Source organism: Macrococcus equipercicus (assembly GCF_004359525.2).
GTDB lineage: Bacteria > Bacillota > Bacilli > Staphylococcales > Staphylococcaceae > Macrococcus > Macrococcus equipercicus.
This window is the reverse complement of record NZ_SCWC02000002.1, coordinates 214,179-236,177: the sequence shown is the minus strand read 5'-3', so window position 1 is coordinate 236,177 and position 21,999 is coordinate 214,179. Positions and strand designations below refer to the sequence as shown.

Here is a 21,999-nt window from a genome sequence, read left to right as displayed (position 1 = left end):
ATTATAATGAAGTATATGTATTTTAGGAGGAATAGTTAATGAACACATGGATCATCCTTGGACTCATCCTTCTTGCGCTGATTGTCTATATTGCAGTCAATTACTTTATTAATCGTAAAGCTGTCGTAGAATTAAGTCAAGATGACTTTCAGTCAGGGCTCCGCCGTGCACAGGTCATCGACTTAAGAGAGAAAGCGGATTATGATTACGGCCATATTGTCGGCGCAAGAAATATACCGATGAGCATATTCAGAACACGTATGCTTGGACTACGTAAAGACCAGCCGATTTACTTTATTGATAAAAACGGCATCCAGTGCTACCGTGCAGCGAGAATGCTGAAGAAGAAAGGTTACAGCAACCTTTACATGCTAAAAGGCGGCTATAAAGAGTGGAAGGGCCGAATTAAAGCCAAACATTAAGAAGCTTGAGGATATCCTCAAGCTTCTTTTTTTATGCTTCAATCGTTCCTTCGTATTTAAGGACCGGTTTTCTGGCAGCTGTCGTTTCATCGAGTCGACGGATCACTGTGTGATGCGGCGCCTCAAGGACGATATCCGGATTCTCTTCTGCTTCTTTAGCGATCTGGATCATCGTGTCACAGAAGCTGTCGAGCGTTTCTTTTGATTCCGTCTCCGTCGGTTCAATCATCATACATTCCTCAACGTTCAGCGGGAAGTAGATTGTCGGCGGATGGAAATTGAAGTCGAGCAGTCGTTTCGCCATGTCCAGCGTTCTGACGCCGAGTTTTTTCTGTCTCACACCACTGATGACAAATTCATGCTTACAATGTCTGTTGTACGGCAGCTCGAAATAAGGTTCGAGACGACGCATCATGTAGTTGGCGTTCAGCACTGCGGTCTCAGAAGCTTCCTTCAGCCCGTCCGGCCCCATCGTCCGAATGTAAGTATACGCCCGCAGATAGATGCCGAAGTTACCGTAAAATGGTTTGACACGCCCGATTGACTGCGGCATATCATGGTCAAACTGATAGCCGGATTCTGTTTTAATGATATGTGGTTTCGGCAGGAACGGGATTAAGTCAGCTTTCACACCGACAGGACCGGAACCAGGTCCGCCGCCGCCGTGAGGACCGGTGAACGTTTTGTGAAGGTTCAAGTGAACCGCATCAAATCCCATGTCTCCCGGACGGACTTTACTCATAATGGCATTCAAGTTAGCACCGTCATAATAAAGTTTCCCACCGGCAGCATGGACGATTTCACGGATTTCAAGAATATCCTCCTCGAACAGGCCGAGTGTGTTAGGATTTGTCAGCATGATCGCTGCCGTATCCGGCCCAACAACGCGTTTCAAGTCGTCAATATCTACCAGTCCTTCTTCATTGGACTTCACCGTGATGGTTTCAAAGCCGGCAACAGTTGCAGATGCCGGGTTCGTGCCGTGCGCCGAATCCGGGACGATGACTTTCGTCCGTGCATGGTCACCGTTTGCTTCGTGATACGCACGGATCATCATCAATGCCGTCCATTCACCGTGAGCACCTGCAGCGGGCTGCAGCGTCACTTCGTCCATGCCAGTAATCTCTTTTAAATGCTCCTGCAGGTCATAAATAACCTCAAGTGACCCTTGAACGGTCTTTTCGTCCTGCAGCGGGTGCGCAGCAGCAAATCCTGACATACGCGCCACTTTCTCGTTGATCTTAGGATTATATTTCATCGTACATGAACCAAGCGGATAGAAGCCGGAATCGACACCGTGGTTTTTGTTGGAAAGCTCTGTATAGTGACGCATCAAGTCAAGCTCTGCTATTTCAGGCAGCATCGGTGACTGTTTGCGGATGAATTTCTCCTCAAGAATATCTTCGACATTCTGATTATCTACTTCCACCGGCGGCAGAGAGTATGCAAAGCGGTTTTCTTTGGAGCGTTCAAAAATTAACGGGCTTGATCCTTTAAGCATTATAGACACCAACCTTCGCAATAAATGTATCAATCTCTTCTTTTGTTCTCAGCTCAGTCACCGCAATCAGCATATGATTGTTGAATGCAGCGTCTACACGGCCAAGGTCGAAGCCGCCGATAAAGCCATCTGTGAGCAGCTTGTCATTAATGTCAGCGACCGGCTGATTGAACTTAACAACAAATTCATTGAATGATGTGCCCGGAAGCACCGTGAAGCCTTCCTGAGTCATTTTGTCTTTCATATAGTTCGTCTTATAAAGGTTCTGCTGTGCCATTTCATAGACACCATTTTTACCGAGTGCGCTCATCGCTACAGATGCTGCCAGTGCATTTAATGCCTGGTTGGAACAGATGTTTGATGTCGCTTTGTCGCGTCGGATGTGCTGTTCACGTGCCTGAAGTGTCAGTACGAAGCCGCGCTGGCCTTCGTCGTCCTGCGTCTGTCCGACAAGCCGGCCCGGCATTTTGCGCATCAATGCTTTTGTCGCCGCGAAGTAGCCGCAGTGCGGTCCACCGAACTGCGCCGGGATGCCGAACACTTGAGCGTCACCAACGACGATATCTGCACCGAACTCACCAGGAGGTGTCAATAGACCAAGCGCCATCGGATTGCTTGAGACGATGAACAGTGCTTTTGTCCCTGCTGTCATCGCTTTTATCGCTTCTAAATCTTCAATGCTGCCGAAGAAGTTAGGATACTGCACCATAATACATGCTGTGTCAGCATCGACCGCTGCTTTCAGCTTATCAAGATCTGTCACCGTGTCTTTTAAGTCAATTTCCACGACTTCTAAGTTCTGACCTTTTGCGTACATGTGCAGCACTTCGCGTGATTCATTGTTCACCGCTTTAGAGACAAGGATCTTCTTCTTTTTAGTGTGGCCGCAGGCAAGCATGGCCGCTTCAGCGAATGATGTGCCGCCGTCATACATGGAAGAGTTCGCTACATCCATCCCTGTCAGTTCAGCAATCATCGTCTGAAATTCAAAGATAGCCTGCAGTTCACCCTGCGAAATTTCCGGCTGATACGGTGTATATGCCGTATAGAACTCAGACCTTGAGATGACGTGATCCACAACGGTCGGAATGTAGTGGTCATAGACGCCTGCCCCAAGAAATGACACATGCGTGTCACTTGTCATATTTTTAGCTGCAATCTGACCCAGTTCACGCAGCAGCGGTGTTTCAGCTTTGCGCTCCTTAATGTTTAACGGCCGGTCAAAACGGACTTTCTCAGGTATATCCGCAAACAATTCATCAATCGACTGAATCCCGATGGTCTTCATCATGTCCTGCTTATCAGTTTCTGTTAATGGAATATAACGATGGCTCATAATTTCTCCCCTTAATTTTTATGGAATGGTGTTATAACGATTTTCGCCGGCACTTTATTTTTTCTGATCTGCACGTACACGTCATTACCGGGCTCTGTTTCACTTGTTTCAATTAATGCGAGTGCGATGGAGCGGCCAGTCGATGGTGATTGTGTGCCGCTTGTGACATAACCGATTTTTTCGTCATTGCTGTTGAAGACTTCGTAGTCCGTCCGGGCAATGCCGCGTTCCTGCATCTCAAGTCCCGCAGACTTGCGTGACAGCCCCTGCTCTTTTTGCGCCGCCAGTGCTTCACGCCCGATGAAGTCTCCTTTATTCAGTTTTACACTGAAGCCCATGTTTGCTTCGTAAGGCGAGATATCGGTCGACAAATCCTGTCCGTGAAGCGGCAGTGCAGCTTCCAGACGAAGTGTGTCACGCGCACCAAGACCGCATGGTGTGACACCTGCAGCAAGAAGGCCGTCCCAGATTTTTTCTGTGACCGGTGCCTCGCAGTAGATCTCGTAGCCATGTTCTCCGGTATAGCCGGACTGTGACAGAATCACCTTTTCACCGAACAGTTCTACGTCCTGAATATATTCAAACAGTTTCAGCCCGCTGATATCCTCAGCTACTAAAGATGCCATGATTTTCTCCGAATCAGGACCCTGCACAGCAAGCTGGCCGTATTCATGAGAGACGTTCATCACTTCTGCGCCGTCGATCTCATGCTGCTTCAGCCAGCTGTAATCAATATCCGTATTGCCGGCATTGACTACAAGCAAATACTTATCCGCCTCAAGCTGATAGACGACCAGATCATCGATGACGCCGCCCTGCTCATTACAGAGCATAGAATACTGCGCCTTATTCTGTGTCACTTTCGTGACATCGTTAGTCAGCACTGACTGCAGGTATTCCGAAGCTTTCTCACCTTTGACGATGATTTCCCCCATATGGCTGACGTCGAACATCCCTGCATGTTCTCTTACCGCATTGTGTTCCTCTTTAATGCTCGAAAACTGGACAGGCAGCGCCCAGCCGGAAAAATCAATGACTTTCGCTCCGGCTTCGATATAGCTGTCGTATAACGGTGTCTTCTTTAATTCCATCATTAATACCTCCATTTAAAATATAAAAAAACAGGATAGCTGATAGACTATCCTGTCGATTTCTTCAGGTAAGCGTCCGAGTGATATCCTTTTGCCTGAGAGTTTCACGTTAGTTTGCCCCTTCGGCGATGATATTATCATTCTCTCTATCACTGTTCTTCCGCTGTTATATATTGTTTAATATATGAGATGCATGCATCTATAGTATCTTCACTATCGACTTTTATGAATGCGATTTCATTATATCGTGAACACCGTGAGATATACAACTGTTTAATGGAAGAATAGGATCGGGAAGCTGCATTAGGGCGTGCATAATCACCAACAATCCTATTATACATTGTATTAATGTTCGTATCTACCCAAATATTAAGTTTATTTTTATTTAGCGTCTCAATATTGTTCGTATTTTCAACAATACCGCCACCGGTCGCGATGATGTAATTGCCATCGATAAATTTTTTGAGCGCGGCCGCTTCGAGCGCTCTGAAGGCAGACTCACCATGCTGTGCGAAAATTTCACTGATGGCCATCTGCTCCTCGTCTTCAATATATGTATCAATATCAATAAACGGCAGATTTAATTCTGCCGCCAGTCGTTGTCCTAATGTAGTTTTCCCTGCGCCCATAAAACCTACTAGTGTAATCGCCAAGTCAATGCTCCTTTAGTTCCTGGATAATCCGGTTATAGTAATAGTCTTCGATATTATCGATTGAATTCAGTTTGATCATATATCTTACACTATAACTACTGACGTAAAAAATAACAATCATCAGCAGGATCAGTGCAAAAGGAAACATCATCCCTTCATGTGATTTGAACGATCTCATTTTTGACTCTCCTCGCATCATGCCATTTAACCGCTAAAAAAATATGGCCGCTCTGTTCATAGAAGCGTGCCTGTCTGACCTGTTCAAGCAGGATGACATAGCCCGTCTGATTGAGTGTCCTGACGATTCTGCCTTGATGATACATATAGCTGTAGCGCTTCCCTGATGCGGTGTCTTTTGCCGCAAGATCGCCGTCTATGACAGTCACTTCTTTACCTTCTATCTCACTGAGTATATCTCTCAGACAAAGCTCAAAGTTAATATCATAGTTGTCAGAAGCAATCGATTGAAACATCTTGATATTCTGGATGATCAGCGGAAATAACGCGCAAATGACCAGCGCTATACTGAAATTCAGCAGCATCTCAAGAAGTGTAAAGGCATCATCTCCTCTGAATGCACACTGTCTCAGAATCTTTGCGGCATAGTGCGCCTCCTTGTTCAATAACGGCTCCTCCCGATTTCACATAGACATAAAATTCACGGTAATCTTCCAGTTCCTTAATTGATACCGCATACGTGCTATTCATCTGATGCAGAAGCGGAATCAGCACTGCACAGATCAATGTAATAATGGAAAGGCTGAGTATAGCATCGATAAGCAGAAATGCATCATCCCTGTACAATTCTGACCCTCCCTCTAACAAGCTGAAAGATAAGTTCAAATCGTTTATTATTGACAAAATAAGTCACTGTCGCCCCGTGATTGATGCTGTCACCCGAAAAGGTGATGGCAGACGCATTACGGCTGTTACCTGTGTATATATAGCCGTTCCTAAGACGATAGCTCGTCTTTATGCCGAGTTTGGACGAAGATATATTAATGGCTGTCTGACCAGGCAGAAACTCGAGCGTGACCGACTGCCCCGTCGACAGCGCAAGTGTCTGATAATAAGTCACTACCGCCAGCAGCTCATTATTGACTTCAGCTACGTCAGCCTGCTTGTAGTCAAACGGATGATAGCTCATCATATGAATCATGATGAGCATCATCAACATCACAAGCAGCATTTCAATGTAACTGAACGCCGAATTACTTGCCGGCTGTCGCTTCGCCATTAACAATTGTAATCTGGCTGCCATTTTTACATGTGGTCTGATTGGATTTCAAAAATTCAGGTACCAGTTCCTGAATAGAAGCAGGCGTTGTCCCGTTCTGCAGTCTATAAGCCTCAATCTGCCCCTGCACCATCTTCACCTGGGCCTGACAGCCTGTCTGCTGAACATTATCGGTCTGTTTGGCGATATTTGGTATAATGACGATGATCAGCACCGAAATCACCAGCAGGACGAGCAGCATTTCAATCAAAGTAAATCCTTCATCACTTCTGAAAACTTTTTTAAAACCTTTCCTGATAAAGTTCAGCATTAATTTCTCTCCTTTATTGTATGCCGCTCATCATCTGCAGCATGGGCAGGATGATCACAAGATACAGGGTGATGATCAGCAGCCCGAGCGCTGAGAAGACAACCGGCTGAATCCACTTAATATATTTGAGTATCTGCATCTCAAATTTCTTGAAGATGTATTCCGAGTAATATTTGAGTTCGACATCCAGTTTGGAGTTCTTCTCCCCGTGCCTGATAAAGTTAATCATCGATTGTTCGAACAATCCGACGCTCTCTACCGCTTCCGGCAGTGATTGGCCTGCCATCAATGCCTGCTGAATCACGTTTCCGATGTGCTGCATGACGAGGTCCTTATCCTGACTTCTGAAAATCTCAATGATTTTAATCATCGCGATGCCATTGCCGAGGAAGAAAGACAGCTCAATACTGACCCGGTAAGTAATATATTTTCTGTAAAGGCTGTTGATCACCGGCACTTTCTTCAGGAGCCAGAGCTTCCTTCTGATAGCCGCCCGCTTAAAAAGGACGTAGTACATGATAAGCGCTATGACAAGGACCGCCGACCCGCCAAGCAGCAGCTTCGGCATAATAAAAAGCAGCGTAGTGAGGATTTGAAGTTCTTGTGATATTTCAATGCCCATCGAGTCATACATGTTCTGGAACTGAGGAAGAACTGTCTGATTGACGATAAGAATCAATGTGAAGAAAATAGCGAGCAGAATGAACGGATATTGAATCGTCTTCATAAAATGCTTCAGACTCTGGCGTTTCACTGTGCTGAATTGGTGGCACTGCACGAGCGTATCTTCCAGGTTGCCATATCGCTCACCAAAGTATACCTGCAGAATAATATTGGCTGGATAGCGCAGCAGTGAAATGATATCACTGAGTGATTCACCGCGCCGCAGCAGTTCCAGACATTCCTTCTTGATGCCCGGTGCCACGCCGTCATATTGACTGAACAGAAATTCAACGGCCTCATATTGGGTGAAACCGCTTCTTGTCAGTTCTGCAATCCGTATTAAGAAATCGTCCTGATAGTGCTTCAGCTTATTGGTTGACCACACGGAATTTCTCCAGTTCTTCAGTAGTAATCAGCTGCCCATCATGCAGCTGCTGTATTTGTGCAAGCAGCGGATTGAACGCCTGAAGCGGCTGACCGGCCAGCAGCTGATGGATATGCGCATTTGTCAATGTTTCGATAACGAGCTTTCGACTCCCGCCTGATTTGATCAGCCGCTGACTCGTGATGAGTTTGACCGACTGCTTCAGTTCGGAATGCCTGATTCCCATCTCAAGGAGACGTTCTACAGCGCCCGGCGTATCACTAGCATGCAGTGTTGACAGTACTAGGTGACCACTCAGACTCGCATTAATGACTTGTTTCGCTGTCAGCTCATCGCGGATCTCACCGATCATCACAATGTCAGGATCGCAGCGCAGGATCGCCTTGAACGAGTTCTGGAAGGTTATTTCAGCTTTCTCGTTCACACTGATCTGAATGGTATCCTCCAGTATTTGTTCTACCGGGTCTTCAATCGTTATGATCTGCCGATTCAGCGTCTGTCTGGCGTGCGCCAGCAGATTATACATCAATGTACTTTTTCCGCTGCCAGTTGGACCAGTGATTAAAATCAGACCATGAGACAGCTTCATCGTTTCATACAGTATTTCAGTGTTGTCAATGAGCCGGCTTGTAAATTGTGCCTTTAAAATTCTCAGCACAGCCGCTTCTGTCCCTATTGACTGAGGTAAAGTAGACACTCTGACATGAAACTGCTGGTCTTCATGGATGATAGCGACAACACCGCTCTGTGCCTTCTTTTTGTCCGCAACATCGAGCCGCGAGACGAACTTCAAATAAGCGAGTATACGCTCATAGTGATGAAGCTCCAGTGTCTGCACAAAATGCATCTCTCCGTCAATACGCTGTTTCAGCTGGACGGCCTCACGGCAAGGAATAAAATGAATATCAGAGGCATTGCTATCAATACTGCTTTTAATGATCTGATTAACTATTTGCTCCATATCTCCCTCCTTAATTAAGTAATCGAAACGATTCAGCAGAAATTTTTTTACAGGGGAAAAAACGCCTAAGTAAATTTATTTATCTTTATTTGTATAATAATCTTCAAGATAATGGGTATTAAAAATTAGGTTTACATCTGTATGATGTATCTTTATAATAATAGGTGATATTAAGAGTTTTTGGAGAGGAGAACATCAAATGGATAAAGTCTACAAAACTTTAGGATTCTGGACTGCCATCTTCGCAGTTATGTTCTATGTCGGCCATATGGAAATGATGGCATTTGTATTTTTAGCTCAAACAGGCTTCTTCGTTCTTTTAGGATATATGAATCTATCAGAAAGAATGTATATGTATATCTTTGCGGCTTACCTTGTTGTATGCTTCGTTGGTTTCACATATTATTCAACATTCCTGCTGGAACCCGCTTTCGGTTTACATCACGAATAAAAAAACCTTCCTCTTTGCGAGGAAGGTTTTTTAATAGCCGTTGACGTATGGATTATGATCCATCTCATGACCAATCGTCGTCTTTGGCCCATGACCGGGATAGATGACAGTTGCTTCATCCAGTGAAAACAACACTTCAGTGATACTGTGCATTAACGACTGCAGATTACCGTCTTTCAGATCGGTGCGGCCGATGCCTTCATTGAACAGTGTATCGCCGACGACAGCGAAATCATCGAAAACGTACGTCAGACTGCCCGGAGAATGGCCCGGTGTCTCCATCACTTGAAAGTCGAATGATTTCACATGGCGCTGACCTTTCGCAATGATCTTCGGCTCCTGTCTGATGACGATTTCCGGAATACCGTATCTGCTGAACTTTTGGGAGCCATTGAATGCTGAGTTGGACAGCCAGTACTTCTCTTTATCCGAGACATATACCGGAACATCGAATTTCCTGCATAAATCATCCACTGCACCTATATGATCAAAATGAGTATGGGTCAGTAAAATTCCAGCGACCGGCTTGTTGACGGCTACCAGCTGATTGATGATCTTCTCCGCTTCAGCACCGGGGTCAATGACCAGCACTTCCTCATCATTTTCGACGATATAGCAGTTGGTTTCCAGCATCCCGAGACTCATTGCATGTAGTTTCATTATGAACTACCTCCTTATAAAATTACCCTCGACAAATGTCACTATTAATTATACAATAATCAGTGATAATAAAAGTACTATGTTGGGGGTTATGCTATGCCATTTATCAATACTGGCGAACTATTCGATTTATTCGGTACTAAAATTCATATCGGTGTTAATATCTTTGCATTATTGATGTTAGCTGTTGCTGTATTTGCCGTTTCAGGTTTAATCGGCGCAATCAAACAAAAGAATTTGTTAGGAATGCTCTTTGGTCTGATTGCTGCATTAGCATTTGGATTCTTCGCATTAGCGACAATCTTTACTTACGGCTATCCTATTTTGCACCACTAAAAAAGACGATTAACATCGTCTTTTTTTATTTTAAATGTTTATGGACTGAATCCAGCTTATCATTCATCTTCCTTTTTTTATCTCTTCGGTCATCGATTCTCAAATTCGTGCAGACACGCTGCACGCCTTTGTTGAACGGTGCTTCGTGAATTTCCTCCACGACTTTAAGCAGCACCGGCAGGTCCCCTTCAATCAGCGTACTCATCGGCGTCAACTGAAAATCAATAAGTCCCTGTTCCTTTTTCTCCTGCAGAATCTTCTGGACATCTGCCACGTATTCACTCACGCTGATTGATTTACCGTCCAGCGGTATAATGACAACATCTATAATAGCCATGTTTAACCCTCACTTCACATATTGTTTGATTAAAGCTGCTGCACCTATCATGCCTGCATCATTGCCCAGCTGTGCTGTGACAATTTTAGTGCCTTCAGCGGCCGGGCTGAAAGTCATCTCCTGATAACGCTCCTCAATATGGTCAATCAGAAAATCACCTGCTTTAGATACACCACCGCCGATAATGATATATTCAGGATTAGTCATCACACTGATGACACTCAGAGCATAGGCAATGTAATTGGACACTTTGCGGATGATATAGAGTGCAAACTCATCGCCTGCTTTAGCCGCATCGAACACTTGTTTAGCCTGCAGCGTTCCTGCCTCTAAATCGTCTTCAATAAGGGTGCTGAAGCGCAGTTCCTTGTAGTAGTAATGGGCAAGGTTAACGACCCCTGTCGCGCTTGCTACTGTCTCTAAACAGCCTTTATGACCACAGTTGCACTGGAAGCGCTCCTTAAAGTCGACTTTGAAATGGCCGAGTTCTCCTCCTGATCCGTTGTATCCATGGACAAGCTCATGATTGCTGATGATACCGCCGCCGACACCTGTGCCGAGTGTGATACACACTACATCCTTCGAACCACGGCCCGCTCCTCTGACCTGTTCGCCGAGCGAGGCAACATTCGCATCGTTATCAACAAAAACCGGTTTACCGCTTAACTGCTCATAGGCCTCACGAATATTTTTCCTGCCATGCCAGTTCAAGTTGATGGCACCGTTGACGACACCGTTGTCAAAATCAATAGGTCCAGGTATGCCAAGCCCTGTCCCTTTAACATCTTCCATACTATATCCTTTTAAACGGGCATTCCTGGCGAAGGATTCGTGAATATTGCGAAGGATATGACGGCCTTCCTCTTCTTTATTCGTCGGAATTTCCCACTTGTGGAGAATTTCCAGTGCCTCATTCATTACACCGAGCTTACAAGTTGTACCGCCGACATCAGCTGCTAGAATAATCATAGTTTCCCCATCTTCCTTTGATTTAAAATTAACCTTGCCTGGATATACTCTTCGTTAGTAATCAAGAGCGTCTCATGCAGCGTCTTCAGTTCCTCATTCATCATCGCTATCGTATTCTGTTCGTCTTTAAAATACACAATCAGACCAAACTTCTTCAGCAGCTGCTGGACATCATAAAATGAATTCATATTAATTATCAAACACCTTTATCTCTTGATCTAATTGCCGATAGGCAGGATTGTCGCTTAATTTCATGGCTTTATTCAAATAGTTCTTTGCCCCCGGATAGTCATCCTGTGCCCGTCTTGCTAATGCCATCTGATAATTCAAGGACGGTGAATCCGGAAATTCTTTCAGTCCTTTTTTCCATACCGCTACAGCATCTGTCAGACTGCTGTTATTCGCTTTGACCAGTCCCGAGAGAATATAAGTCTGATCGTCCTCATACCCATTGGCCATCGTATCCTGCAAGATGGACTCAGCCTTCTCAAAATTTCCCTGCTCTATCAGCTGCTCTGCTTTCATGTTATAGATATGCTGTTCCTGCTGAGAAAAGATCGTTATCAACAGCAGAATCGTGAGCACTGCCGTACCGGTTGCAGCAAGGTAGAAATAACGGCGGTTCAACCGATAGACCGTTATAATAAGTGCGGCCAGGAACCCGCCGAACAAGCCGCCGAAATGCGCATAGTTATTGACTTCAGCAAATAAATTACTGATCAACAGGAACAGAATCGCTCCGATGATTGTCTGCCTGACAAACGACCGGTTAAACTTACCATTAAAAATAATATATGCGACTAATGCACCGAGAAGACCACTGATGGCTCCACTTGCCCCTGCTGAAATCGAGGAAGTATCGAAAGACAATGAGATCAAATTTCCAAAAATACCGGCTGTAAAATAGATGAGCAGAAAACGGTAAGACCCATATAAATATTCAATCAATCTGCCGAAAATATACAGCGACATCATATTAAACAGAAGATGCGTCACGTTGAAATGAAGAAATATCGAAGTGATCACCCGGAAATAATCGCCATGGACAAAGTTGAAATGAGTCAGTCCTCCGTGGTCGATCAGGCCGTCTCCTGTACTGCTCCGTCCCCATATGATTGTAAGGATAAAGACCACGATATTGATGAAGATCAGCGCAAAAGTCAACGGCGCAAATTTCACCATCGCCTGATTGATGAAATCAGTCTTTAACAGGCGGCTGCGGTAAGTATTCACTGACTGCGGTTTCGCTTTGAAATAACTGGTCTTCATATGGTAAAACATAGAAATATCCAGTGCATCAAGGTCCTCCTGCGACTGGGCAGCCGTTACTTTAACAAGCCTGTCTTCTGCACCAGAGGGCAGCTCCTGGTTGATCAAGACCAGTCTGATTTTCTGAGGGATGAAGGCCAGCTGCTGATTAAAGACATCGAGATTATCTTTCATCTTATCAATTAAAAAATTCAATGACTGTACATTCTGTTTGTCGCTGATGAAACGGATCAGCTCTTTCTTTGTTTTATGCTGCAGAATCACATCTGATTCTTCTTCATTGATATAGGCCAGCTCGTAGCCGGAATATTTAATGATGTGATAGATGGACTGCCACAACTGTTTATTACTAATCATAGACGCACTCCAGTCAATATTCTTTGTTCAGTGATAATCTGGTGAACGGGTTCATCGAATGATTCAGGAGCGATTTCAGCCAGCTGTCCTTCCAGGGCGAGGCTGACTGCTGTTCCCTTATAATCCGCAAGAAAACGGTCATAATATCCGCCGCCGTAGCCAATCCGGTAACCTTTTAAGTCAAAGACCACACCCGGAACAATCAATAAATCCATCTCATTATTGATGTCACGCGCTCCAGTGACCATTAAAATGCCTTTTTCGTCTTCCTGCAGTTCATCGATTGATGAGAATTTAACAAAATCCATCGTTTTTTGATGATAATCACAGTGCGGCACATAGACCGATTTCCCCTGGACGAGGGCGAACTTAATAATCTCATAAGTATTGATTTCATGGGTCATACTTAATGTTATGCCGATTGAGGATGCCTTGTGCCATGCATCGAGCTGGAACAGCTTCCTCATCAACAGGACTTCCTGCTTATACTTAGCTGTTTCTTTCAAAAATTTGAGTTTCTCCTGCCGCATACTTTTTTTATCCATCCCAACCACCTCATCCATATTATACATGATTTACAGGTAAAGCTTAAAGATGTAAAAAAAGCAGACACATAAGTGTCTGCCAACGCATTATTTAGTTTCTCGGTGTAAAGTTTGTTTGTTATCACGTGAACAGAATTTGTTCATCTCGATACGTTCTGGGTTATTACGTTTATTTTTCTTAGTAATGTAGTTTCTTTCACCACATTCTGTACATGCTAAAGTTACGTTAACGCGCATTATATTCCCTCCTTACTCATTGTTTCCATACGACCTTTTAATAATAACACCAATTTAACAGGATTTCCAGCGTTATTTAAGAAATTTATCGTAACGGTCGCCAGTAATGAAGTAATAAATATTTTCGGCGATATTTGTAATATGGTCGCCGATCCGTTCGAGATAACGTGCCGCTAGATGTGCCTGACCTGATATGAAAGGGTCGTTATCGATTAAATAGGTCGTATTGACAATCTCTTTATATAAATCATCAATGTCCTGATCTCTATCGATGACTTCTTTAGTCAGATTAACATCTTTCTGCTGGAAGGCATCTCTTAAATCATACAGCATCAGTAAGCTTAATTTCCCCATAGTTTTAAGGCGGGATAATACCACGGTGTCCTCAAATTTAACGCGGCGGCGGATTTTTGCAAGATTACCTGCATTATCACCCATCCGTTCAAGCTCAGAAGCAATTTTAATGCTGGCCATAATGATTCTTAAATCAGTCGCTATCGGCTGCTGCTTCGTAATTAAGCTGATCACCTGCTCATTGATAGCACTCTCCATATCATTGATGACAAGGTCATGTTTGATAAGCTCTCTTGCTTCCTGAACATCTTCACAGTTTAAAACGTCAAGTGAACGTTCAATCACGTGATAAACTTCTTCGGCGAGTTTGATGACAGACTCAATCAAATCGTTTAACGATTCTTCGTATTTTTCTCTCATATCAACCGAAACGTCCAGAGATATAGCGTTCTGTCTGCTCATCAGCAGGGTTAGAGAAGATCTTGTCGGTCGTATCAAACTCATTGACGTAACCATTCAGGAAGAAAGCTGTTTTGTCAGAAATACGAGCCGCCTGCTGCATATTGTGCGTGACGATGATGATGGAATAATCATTCTTGATTTCCTGTACAAGTTCTTCAACTTTTAATGTTGAGATCGGGTCAAGTGCTGAGGTCGGTTCATCCATTAAGATGACATCCGGTTCAATTGCCAGACAGCGTGCAATACAAATACGCTGCTGCTGTCCACCTGATAAGCCATAAGCATTCTGGTTGAGACGATCTTTTGTTTCATCCCAGATGGCTGCGCCGCGCAATGATTTCTCAACGATTTCATCAAGAATCTTCTTGTCGGTAATGCCATGGATTCTAGGGCCATAAGTGATATTGTCATAAATTGATTTCGGAAACGGATTCGGCTTCTGGAAGACCATGCCGACACGCGTTCTCAAATGCTCCACTTTATAATTGCGATCAAAAATATTATCACCGCGGTAAAAGATTTCTCCTGAGGTCTTGACGCCCGGTACAAGTTCAATCATTCGGTTCAGTGTTTTGATATACGTTGATTTACCACAGCCGGACGGCCCGATAATCGCTGTCACTTCATTTTCCACAATATCGAGGTTGATATTTTTCAGCGCATGGTTCTCACCATACCATAGGTCAAGATTTTTTGTCTGATAAACGATTTTATCGCTAACCTGATGGTCTGGTGCCTGTCTTTCCAAAGATGGTGATACTGATACGTTCGGTTGTGTTGCAACTGCTTCTTTCATCATAAGACCCCTCTCAAAATGAGATTAAAATTTTTTCTGATATTTGTTACGAATATAAATCGCAATGGAGTTCATGGCGATAAGTAAGATCAACAGCACGATAATCGCTGCTGAAGATAAATACTGGAACTCTTGTTTTGGAAGTTTAGCCCATGTATAGATCTGCATCGGCAGTGCCTGGAAACGGTCCATAATGTTATCCGGTGTTTTCAGGAAGATAGTCGGGATCCCGATAACGACGAGCGGTGCTGTTTCACCGATTGCACGCGATAAAGCAAGAATAGTACCCGTCAGTATTCCTGGGATGGAGGCCGGTAGCACGACATTTGTAATGGTCTGCCATTTTGTGCCGCCAAGGCCGAGACTCGCCTCCCTAATAGCGCCCGGCACTGCACGGATAGCTTCCTGACTTGAGACAATGATGACCGGCAGGATCATCAGAGACATCGTCAATGCCGCAGCAATGACTGATTTTCCTAATGACAGCGAATCAATCCCTGCCCCGCGGACAAACAAGGTCAGTCCAAGCAGTCCGAATACGACAGAAGGCACGCCCGCTAAGTTAGAGATATTGATTCTGACAAATCTGGTGAACCAGTTGTCTTTTGAGTATTCTTCCATATAGATGGCTGTACCTACTCCGAGAACTACAGCGATAGGCGCAATAGTCATCATCAGCCATAACGTACCGATCAATGCACCTTTAATTCCGGCTTTCTCGGGTGTGGTCGATGAAAAGTTCTCAAAGAATGCAGGTGTCAGCCAGCCGGCACCTTTACGGATGATATCGTAAAGCAGAATAGCCAGCACAATTAAGCCGATCATGGTGCACAGGAAGAACACACCTTTAATGATGTTGTTCTTCGACAGCCTGCCTGAGAGGTTGGATTCAACTTTCTTCTGATCAATTAACTGCATATTAATACTCCTCTCTAAAGCGGCGTGTCACCCATTGCGAAATAAAGTTCATAATTAACGTGAAGACGAACAATGTGAAACCGACTGCATAAATACTATAATAAATATCGGTGCCGAATGTGGCGTCTCCTGTGGCTACCTGGACAATGAATCCAGTCATCGTCTGAATGGAATTCGTCAGGCTGAGCGATGAATCGGGGCTGCTCCCTGCTGCTAAAGCGACAATCATCGTCTCACCGATTGCCCGCGAAATCGCAAGAACGATCGAAGCGAGAATACCAGATAAAGCAGCTGGAAAAACAACTTTCAAAGCGACTTCCAGTTTTGTTGAACCGAGACCGAGCGCGCCTTCTCGAATGGCCTGAGGCACTGCGCTCATCGCGTCTTCACTTAAACTTGCAATCATCGGAATGACCATGATACCTATGACAAGTCCAGGGCTGACAGAGTTGAAACTCCCTAGATCAGTCCAGAACGTCCGAAGTAACGGTGTTACAAATGTCAATGCAAAAAAGCCATAGACAATTGTCGGAATACCGGCAAGAATCTCAAGAATCGGCTTCACGATTCTTCTTGTTGTATCACTGGCGTATTCGCTTAAATACAATGCTGCGCCGAGGCCGACTGGTACTGCGAATAAAGTCGCGATAAAAGTTACTTTCAATGTGCCGAGGATCAAGGAATAAATTCCATATTTAGGCTGCTGGCCAAAAGCATTCCAATCTTTTTCCAGGAAGAACTGTGAAAATGAGACTCTTGAGAAAAAAGTCACAGTTTCAGTTAATAAAGTAATCAAAATACCTATTGTCGTTAAAATAGATACAGATGCGATAATCAGAAGGATGGCCGGGATCAGCCTTTCAACAAAACCCCTTGAGCCCTTCCCCTGATTCTGCTGAATCATTTGCTGTACTGAAATTTTATCCTTCATGTTTAGACTCCTTCATTTTAAAAAAGGGACGAACGAGTTCGCCCCTCATCATATCAATGAATTTACTTATTTTACTGCATCAAGTTTTTTCATATCTTCTTTATATTCTGCATCTTCTAATGGCACATAGCCTGAATCTTTAGATGCTTTAGGTGCTTTTTCTAAAGTGTATTTAATGAACTCTTTAAAAGCGTCGTTCTTTTTCAGCGAATCATTTTTAGCGTAGATGAATAATGGTCGGCTAAGTGGATAAGTTCCATCTTTAACTGTTGCTTCTGTAGCTTCAACAGGTGTTTTTTCTTCTTTACCTTGAATTTTAACCGCTTTTAAGCTGTCTTTGTTTTCTTGGTAGAAGTTGTAGCCGAAGAATCCGATACCATTTTTGTTGTCTTTTACTGAAGAAACGATGACGTTTGTATCAGCATTTTTCTCAGCTTTGATCTCACCTTTGTCTAATACTGCTTCACTGAAGAAGTCATAAGTACCGTGAGACTGGTCAGGAGAGAAAGCTTTGATTTCTTCAGCAGGGAAGTCACTGCGTACGTCTTTCCAAGTCTTCGCTTTACCGCTGTAGATTTTAGCTAGTTCGTCGAATGTTAAATAGTCAACGAAGTTGTTGTCTTTATTTACTGCAACAGTTAAACCGTCAGTTGCAAGTTTGAATTCTGTATAATCAATGTTTGCTTTTTTAAGTGCTGCTTTTTCTTCGTCTTTAATTTCACGAGATGCGTTAGAGAAGTCTGTTTCGCCAGCGATGAATTTTTCGAAACCACCGCCTGTACCTGATGTACCGACAGATACTGTTACATCTGGATATTCAGCTTTGAACTCTTCATTGATTTTTTCAATGATCGGTGCAACAGTTGTTGAGCCGTCGCCGTTTACTTCGCCTTTAACGCTTTTAGTTTCAGTAGATTTTGTATCGCTGCTGTCCGCCTTTTTATCTTCAGTTTTGCTGCTCTGACCTGCGCCACCACAAGCTCCTAAAAATAATGCAGTACCTAATACAGTTGTAGAACCTACTAATTGCCATTTTTTCATTTTCAAGTTTCCTCCCGTATGTAGACAGAAAATATATATCGTTTTCTTACAACACTTACTTTACATGACCATTGTTAATTAAAAATGAAAGTAATGTAAATTTTGTGTAAAGAAAAAAGCGTCCCAAACAAACGGGGCGCTTTACGCTCTAAACTGTAGATTGTATTAAACATATTATGGGGTCGCTGTCTTATGAGCCTGGTCCTGAAAATAAGCATTGATGATATCACGACCAAGATCTCCGCCTGGCAGCCACGGCGGTGGTACCGGCTGATTCGTATAAATAATCGAGAAGCTCATCTGCGGATTTTTTTCCGGAGCATAACCGATATAAGTAGAGTTAACTCTTGATTCACCATCCTGGAAGACTTCGGCGGTTCCTGTTTTACCGGCTGATCTCACGACGGTATTGTTGAAACTTGCATATCCAGTACCTTCTACCCGATTAAATACCATGTCAAACCCGGCTTTCACTTCATCAATCTCTTTCTGTGAGTTAGTGATGCGGTTAAGCACTTTTCCGGCAAATACTTTTTTCACGGCTCCTAACCGATCTGTCTTTGAAGGTTCTCTGATTTCTTTTACTAAATGCGACTGGATGCGATAGCCGTTATTAGCGATTGTAGAAATATACTGAGACAGCTGCAGCGGCGTATACGTATCATACTGACCGATTGCAAGATCCAAGTAATTCCCCGGGTTATCTTTCAGCACGCCGGTCTGTCCTGCCACTTCATTCGGCAGGTCAATTCCTGTCTTGACGCCAAGACCGAACTGATTCATTCCTTTGCGGAGCTTCAGTCCTGCTTCAGTAATATCTGACGGCAGCTGCATATTATCCTTATAAGCGGCGCCCGCTATCTTCAAAGCTGTTTTAAACATATAGACGTTTGATGAATGCATTAACGCTTCTTTATCAGAAATCAGCACTTTACTGTTCTGGTTGAAATAAGAATGTTTAGTCAGTCCACCTTGAAACTTCAGCGGTTCATCAATCATTTTCTCACCGACGGATATGGCGCCCGTTTTGTAGCCTGTCAGCAGTGTCGCCCCTTTGACAGAAGAGCCGACTGCATACTGCGAAGTGAATGTTCCGTAATGATAATCCGTAATTCTGCCGTTTTTATCGATCTGTCTGCCTGCCAGGGCAAGAATGTCACCATTGTTCGGGTCCTGCACAACTACAAGCACTTTATCCATATCTTTAGCACCTTGTGACCGTAAAATAGCAATATGCTTATCGACAAACGCCTCAACTTTTTTCTGCAGGTCGATGTCGATGGTCAGTATTAAATCATTCCCGCGCGATCCTTCATCAATAACTTTCGTATTAATGATCTTGCCGGATTTATCAGTGATGTAGCGCATTTTCTTTTTCTTGCCGCGCAGTACGTTCTCATATTGAAACTCAAGGTAGCTCTGGCCGACCCGGTCATTTCTTGAATAACCTTTAGCCAGATAGTAATCCACCAGGTCTTTCGGCAGTCCTTCTTCTTTCGATGACACCTGGCCGAACATCGTTTTCAGCGTTTTACCGTATATATACTTTCTGTCCCAGTCCATCGATGTATCAATGCCGGGCATTTTTGACAGGTTTTGCGAGACAAGGGCGTATTCCTTTTCGGTCACATGATTATTTTTAATGGTCTGCGGGCTGAGCTGACTTCCCGATGACATTTCCCGGTATATAGCTGCCACTTCCCGTTCTTCAGGAGACAACTGAGCCGTATATTTCGGAGTGAGTTTCTTATACAGGGCTGCATCGAATTCATCCTGCGTCATCATGCCCTGCTCAAACATCTTATAGTTTTTAGCCATCAGCTGATTGACTTCTTCTTTGCGGGTGAGTATGAAATAATCCTGCTTATCTCTCGTCGTCAATGCATCAGTCGGCATTTGAATATATTCAGCCAGTTTCTTCGCTGTATCGAGCATTTCTTTCGTTGTGGTCATCCGACCGCGTGTGTAAGTGATAGATTTTTTTGACACATTATCGACTAGTAATTTTCCGTTGCGGTCATAAATCCTTCCGCGTGGCACTGATTCGTTCACTTCAATATTTTCGTTGTTATCCACTGCTTTTTTATAGGATTCACCATTAGCTATCTGCAAATAACCGAGTCTGAGCACCAGCACAGTCAATAGCGCCATCACAGCAATAAAGATGACATTGATTCTGCGGTCCGTCAGCCGCTTCTGCTTCAGTTCGTTTGTTTCCTGTTTCAATCGTCTCAACAGTTGAACCTCTTTTCACACGTTATTTACTTATCATATATGAAACGTCGGCTGATTTCTACTGTTGCAGCCATAAAAAAAAGAGGCCGTAGCCTCCTGCTTAATTATTTTGCTGCTGCATATAATTCGTTGACTTTATCCCAGTTCACTACATTCCAGAATGCGTTAATGTAGTCAGGACGTTTGTTCTGATAGTTTAAGTAGTAAGCATGCTCCCAGACATCGAGACCTAAAATAGGAGTCTTGCCTTCCATCAGCGGGTTGTCCTGATTAGGAGTAGAAACTACTTCAAGCTCACCATTGTTAACGACTAACCATGCCCAGCCAGAACCGAAACGTTTAGTCGCAGCATCAGCAAATGCCTGCTGGAATGCTTCGAATGAACCGAACTTCGCATTGATCGCTTCAGCTACTTCACCTGTAGGTGCGCCACCATCTTTTGACAATAGCTGCCAGAATAATGAGTGATTGTAGTGACCGCCGCCGTTATTGCGTACAGCTGTCTGTTTGTCTTCAGGTACTGAATTAATATTAGTCATCAGTTCTTCGATTGATTGGCTTTCAAACTCTGTTCCAGCTAACGCTGCGTTCAAGTTAGTGACGTAAGTGTTGTGATGCTTTGTATGATGGATCTCCATCGTTTCTTTGTCGATATGTGGTTCTAAAGCATCATAAGCATAAGGTAACTTTGGTAATTCAAATGCCATAATTGTTCATCCTCCTCTGAATTGTTTACTTTTTAATTTTAACAACCTTTTGCACGCGGCTCAACTAGTTTGCTTTTTTATCCGAAAAAAATAGATAGCCATGCCGGATTATGATACAGTGCATGATGGAGGGACAATCAATGAACAAATATACAATCGCACTCAATCGATTATTGACACCGAAAAAATATCCTTTATATAGAACGACTCCGCTCAGATATGTATTCCTGCATCTGCTGCTCATCTCACTTTTAATGTCAGCGCCCGGTCTTACAAACAGCTACTTGTCCATTTCATCGTTTTCCCAGCTTGTTCAGGAAAAAGAGCGTGATATCCCTGATTTTCAAATGGTGGATCATCAGCTGGAGCTGCCGGATGACCGTGAGCAGACCATTCCGCTGAAAGGAGGCACTATTACGTTCACCGAACAGCGCTCAGGCCGGTCATCAGATATTGTGACATTCACAAAAGATAAGCTGTATATTCAGTCGATTGCTCCTATTACTTACAGCAGCCTGAATATGATGGATGATAAAACGTCGATGATCAAGCAGATGAAGATTTATACCCAGTCATCATTTTTCTATTTCCTGCTGATCGCTCTCGTCCTTATCATCGTCCAGCTGACCATCACCATCATCAAGGTATCATGTGTCAGTTTAGCTGCACATGGTTTAGCAAGCATCGCCCGTCGCAAATCGCGGTTCATGAACTGGTTCAAAATCACAGCCTTTTTACTGACGGTGCCTGCACTCGTTCAGTATATGAACCTTTTAGTTCCGAATGCTTTATTCAATCCTTTGTCTTGGTGTATAATGATTTTACTTGTTAGTATTGCCGGCTGGTATTTACCACGAAAAAAGACAGGCAAATAATATAATCCAAGAAGGAGCCA

Annotated in this window: 29 protein-coding genes and 1 riboswitch; of the genes, 4 read left to right on the top strand and 25 right to left on the bottom strand. The window is 43.8% G+C overall.

Annotation, left to right across the window (positions count from 1 at the left end; genetic code table 11):
• The first annotated feature begins 38 nt into the window (after window positions 1–38).
• Entirely contained in the window at window positions 39–422 is a 384-nt protein-coding gene (locus ERX35_RS03775) for a rhodanese-like domain-containing protein (protein WP_149458583.1), read from the top strand.
• A gap of 31 nt (window positions 423–453) precedes the next feature.
• On the opposite strand, the gene gcvPB is transcribed toward ERX35_RS03775, so the two are convergent.
• The 11 genes from gcvPB to comGA all read right to left on the bottom strand — a co-directional run bounded on the left by gcvPB (window position 454) and on the right by comGA (window position 8,559).
• A complete protein-coding gene (gcvPB, locus tag ERX35_RS03770; RefSeq protein WP_149458582.1) occupies window positions 454–1,923 on the bottom strand; it encodes an aminomethyl-transferring glycine dehydrogenase subunit GcvPB in 1,470 nt (489 codons plus the stop codon).
• Window positions 1,916–3,259 carry an aminomethyl-transferring glycine dehydrogenase subunit GcvPA gene (gene gcvPA / locus ERX35_RS03765; protein WP_149458581.1) on the bottom strand — a complete coding sequence of 448 codons (1,344 nt, stop codon included), beginning with the start codon at window positions 3,257–3,259 and terminating at the stop codon, window positions 1,916–1,918. The genes gcvPB and gcvPA overlap by 8 nt, the downstream gene beginning before the upstream one ends.
• A gap of 11 nt (window positions 3,260–3,270) precedes the next feature.
• On the bottom strand, window positions 3,271–4,353 hold the full coding sequence (gene gcvT / locus ERX35_RS03760) for a glycine cleavage system aminomethyltransferase GcvT (RefSeq protein WP_149458580.1): 1,083 nt from the start codon (window positions 4,351–4,353) through the stop codon (window positions 3,271–3,273).
• Between the two features lie 70 nt (window positions 4,354–4,423).
• Window positions 4,424–4,510, bottom strand: a riboswitch (glycine riboswitch).
• Window positions 4,500–5,003: a shikimate kinase gene (locus tag ERX35_RS03755; protein ID WP_246143110.1), complete on the bottom strand. Its 504-nt coding sequence runs from the start codon at window positions 5,001–5,003 to the stop codon at window positions 4,500–4,502. It overlaps the preceding riboswitch by 11 nt.
• Before the next feature lies 1 nt (window position 5,004).
• Window positions 5,005–5,181: a hypothetical protein gene (locus ERX35_RS11395; protein WP_170234528.1), complete on the bottom strand. Its 177-nt coding sequence runs from the start codon at window positions 5,179–5,181 to the stop codon at window positions 5,005–5,007.
• Entirely contained in the window at window positions 5,159–5,626 is a 468-nt protein-coding gene (locus tag ERX35_RS03750; protein WP_149458579.1) for a ComGF family competence protein, read from the bottom strand. Before ERX35_RS03750 ends, ERX35_RS11395 begins: the two co-directional genes overlap by 23 nt.
• Window positions 5,565–5,807 carry a hypothetical protein gene (locus tag ERX35_RS03745; RefSeq protein WP_149458578.1) on the bottom strand — a complete coding sequence of 81 codons (243 nt, stop codon included), beginning with the start codon at window positions 5,805–5,807 and terminating at the stop codon, window positions 5,565–5,567. The genes ERX35_RS03750 and ERX35_RS03745 overlap by 62 nt, the downstream gene beginning before the upstream one ends.
• Window positions 5,794–6,240, bottom strand: a complete 447-nt coding sequence (locus tag ERX35_RS03740) for a hypothetical protein (RefSeq protein ID WP_149458577.1) — start codon at window positions 6,238–6,240, stop codon at window positions 5,794–5,796. Before ERX35_RS03740 ends, ERX35_RS03745 begins: the two co-directional genes overlap by 14 nt.
• Window positions 6,215–6,550: a competence type IV pilus major pilin ComGC gene (comGC, locus tag ERX35_RS03735; protein ID WP_149458576.1), complete on the bottom strand. Its 336-nt coding sequence runs from the start codon at window positions 6,548–6,550 to the stop codon at window positions 6,215–6,217. The genes ERX35_RS03740 and comGC overlap by 26 nt, the downstream gene beginning before the upstream one ends.
• A gap of 13 nt (window positions 6,551–6,563) precedes the next feature.
• Entirely contained in the window at window positions 6,564–7,598 is a 1,035-nt protein-coding gene (gene comGB, locus ERX35_RS03730; protein WP_149458575.1) for a competence type IV pilus assembly protein ComGB, read from the bottom strand.
• Entirely contained in the window at window positions 7,582–8,559 is a 978-nt protein-coding gene (gene comGA, locus ERX35_RS03725; protein WP_149458574.1) for a competence type IV pilus ATPase ComGA, read from the bottom strand. The genes comGB and comGA overlap by 17 nt, the downstream gene beginning before the upstream one ends.
• A 199-nt stretch (window positions 8,560–8,758) precedes the next feature.
• Between comGA and ERX35_RS03720 the strand changes: the two genes are divergently transcribed.
• On the top strand, window positions 8,759–9,010 hold the full coding sequence (locus ERX35_RS03720) for a DUF2626 domain-containing protein (protein WP_149458573.1): 252 nt from the start codon (window positions 8,759–8,761) through the stop codon (window positions 9,008–9,010).
• A gap of 30 nt (window positions 9,011–9,040) precedes the next feature.
• Here the strand turns inward: ERX35_RS03720 and ERX35_RS03715 are convergent, their stop codons facing one another.
• Window positions 9,041–9,670 carry an MBL fold metallo-hydrolase gene (locus tag ERX35_RS03715; RefSeq protein ID WP_149458572.1) on the bottom strand — a complete coding sequence of 210 codons (630 nt, stop codon included), beginning with the start codon at window positions 9,668–9,670 and terminating at the stop codon, window positions 9,041–9,043.
• 96 nt (window positions 9,671–9,766) lie between these two features.
• Here ERX35_RS03715 and ERX35_RS03710 point away from each other — a divergent pair, with 96 nt between their 5' ends.
• On the top strand, window positions 9,767–10,006 hold the full coding sequence (locus tag ERX35_RS03710; RefSeq protein ID WP_149458571.1) for a DUF2759 family protein: 240 nt from the start codon (window positions 9,767–9,769) through the stop codon (window positions 10,004–10,006).
• A gap of 25 nt (window positions 10,007–10,031) precedes the next feature.
• Here ERX35_RS03710 and ERX35_RS03705 read toward each other — a convergent pair whose 3' ends face one another.
• From ERX35_RS03705 to ERX35_RS03645, 13 genes are all read right to left on the bottom strand, one after another.
• Window positions 10,032–10,343: an MTH1187 family thiamine-binding protein gene (locus tag ERX35_RS03705; protein WP_149458570.1), complete on the bottom strand. Its 312-nt coding sequence runs from the start codon at window positions 10,341–10,343 to the stop codon at window positions 10,032–10,034.
• Window positions 10,344–10,352: 9 nt separating this feature from the next.
• Window positions 10,353–11,312 carry an ROK family glucokinase gene (locus ERX35_RS03700; protein WP_149458569.1) on the bottom strand — a complete coding sequence of 320 codons (960 nt, stop codon included), beginning with the start codon at window positions 11,310–11,312 and terminating at the stop codon, window positions 10,353–10,355.
• Window positions 11,309–11,500: a YqgQ family protein gene (locus tag ERX35_RS03695; protein ID WP_149458568.1), complete on the bottom strand. Its 192-nt coding sequence runs from the start codon at window positions 11,498–11,500 to the stop codon at window positions 11,309–11,311. The genes ERX35_RS03700 and ERX35_RS03695 overlap by 4 nt, the downstream gene beginning before the upstream one ends.
• Window position 11,501: 1 nt before the next feature.
• Window positions 11,502–12,938, bottom strand: coding sequence for a rhomboid family protein (locus tag ERX35_RS03690; protein ID WP_149458567.1), 1,437 nt, complete (start codon window positions 12,936–12,938; stop codon window positions 11,502–11,504).
• Window positions 12,935–13,483: a 5-formyltetrahydrofolate cyclo-ligase gene (locus tag ERX35_RS03685; protein WP_170234527.1), complete on the bottom strand. Its 549-nt coding sequence runs from the start codon at window positions 13,481–13,483 to the stop codon at window positions 12,935–12,937. The genes ERX35_RS03690 and ERX35_RS03685 overlap by 4 nt, the downstream gene beginning before the upstream one ends.
• Before the next feature lie 87 nt (window positions 13,484–13,570).
• Window positions 13,571–13,720: a 50S ribosomal protein L33 gene (gene rpmG / locus ERX35_RS03680; protein ID WP_133442739.1), complete on the bottom strand. Its 150-nt coding sequence runs from the start codon at window positions 13,718–13,720 to the stop codon at window positions 13,571–13,573.
• A 72-nt stretch (window positions 13,721–13,792) separates the two neighbouring features.
• Window positions 13,793–14,434 carry a phosphate signaling complex protein PhoU gene (phoU, locus tag ERX35_RS03675; protein WP_246143109.1) on the bottom strand — a complete coding sequence of 214 codons (642 nt, stop codon included), beginning with the start codon at window positions 14,432–14,434 and terminating at the stop codon, window positions 13,793–13,795.
• 1 nt (window position 14,435) lies between these two features.
• Window positions 14,436–15,272, bottom strand: a complete 837-nt coding sequence (pstB, locus tag ERX35_RS03670; protein ID WP_149458564.1) for a phosphate ABC transporter ATP-binding protein PstB — start codon at window positions 15,270–15,272, stop codon at window positions 14,436–14,438.
• Window positions 15,273–15,296: 24 nt separating this feature from the next.
• On the bottom strand, window positions 15,297–16,190 hold the full coding sequence (gene pstA, locus ERX35_RS03665; RefSeq protein ID WP_149458563.1) for a phosphate ABC transporter permease PstA: 894 nt from the start codon (window positions 16,188–16,190) through the stop codon (window positions 15,297–15,299).
• Between the two features lies 1 nt (window position 16,191).
• Entirely contained in the window at window positions 16,192–17,094 is a 903-nt protein-coding gene (gene pstC / locus ERX35_RS03660; RefSeq protein WP_425463253.1) for a phosphate ABC transporter permease subunit PstC, read from the bottom strand.
• 93 nt (window positions 17,095–17,187) lie between these two features.
• Complete coding sequence (locus tag ERX35_RS03655; RefSeq protein ID WP_149458561.1) at window positions 17,188–18,162, bottom strand: phosphate ABC transporter substrate-binding protein PstS family protein; 975 nt, start codon at window positions 18,160–18,162, stop codon at window positions 17,188–17,190.
• 174 nt (window positions 18,163–18,336) lie between these two features.
• Window positions 18,337–20,400 carry a peptidoglycan D,D-transpeptidase FtsI family protein gene (locus ERX35_RS03650; RefSeq protein ID WP_149458560.1) on the bottom strand — a complete coding sequence of 688 codons (2,064 nt, stop codon included), beginning with the start codon at window positions 20,398–20,400 and terminating at the stop codon, window positions 18,337–18,339.
• 101 nt (window positions 20,401–20,501) lie between these two features.
• Window positions 20,502–21,104 carry a superoxide dismutase gene (locus ERX35_RS03645; protein ID WP_149458559.1) on the bottom strand — a complete coding sequence of 201 codons (603 nt, stop codon included), beginning with the start codon at window positions 21,102–21,104 and terminating at the stop codon, window positions 20,502–20,504.
• A 140-nt stretch (window positions 21,105–21,244) separates the two neighbouring features.
• Between ERX35_RS03645 and ERX35_RS03640 the strand changes: the two genes are divergently transcribed.
• Window positions 21,245–21,979 carry a DUF1189 family protein gene (locus tag ERX35_RS03640; RefSeq protein WP_170234525.1) on the top strand — a complete coding sequence of 245 codons (735 nt, stop codon included), beginning with the start codon at window positions 21,245–21,247 and terminating at the stop codon, window positions 21,977–21,979.
• Window positions 21,980–21,999 lie beyond the last annotated feature (20 nt).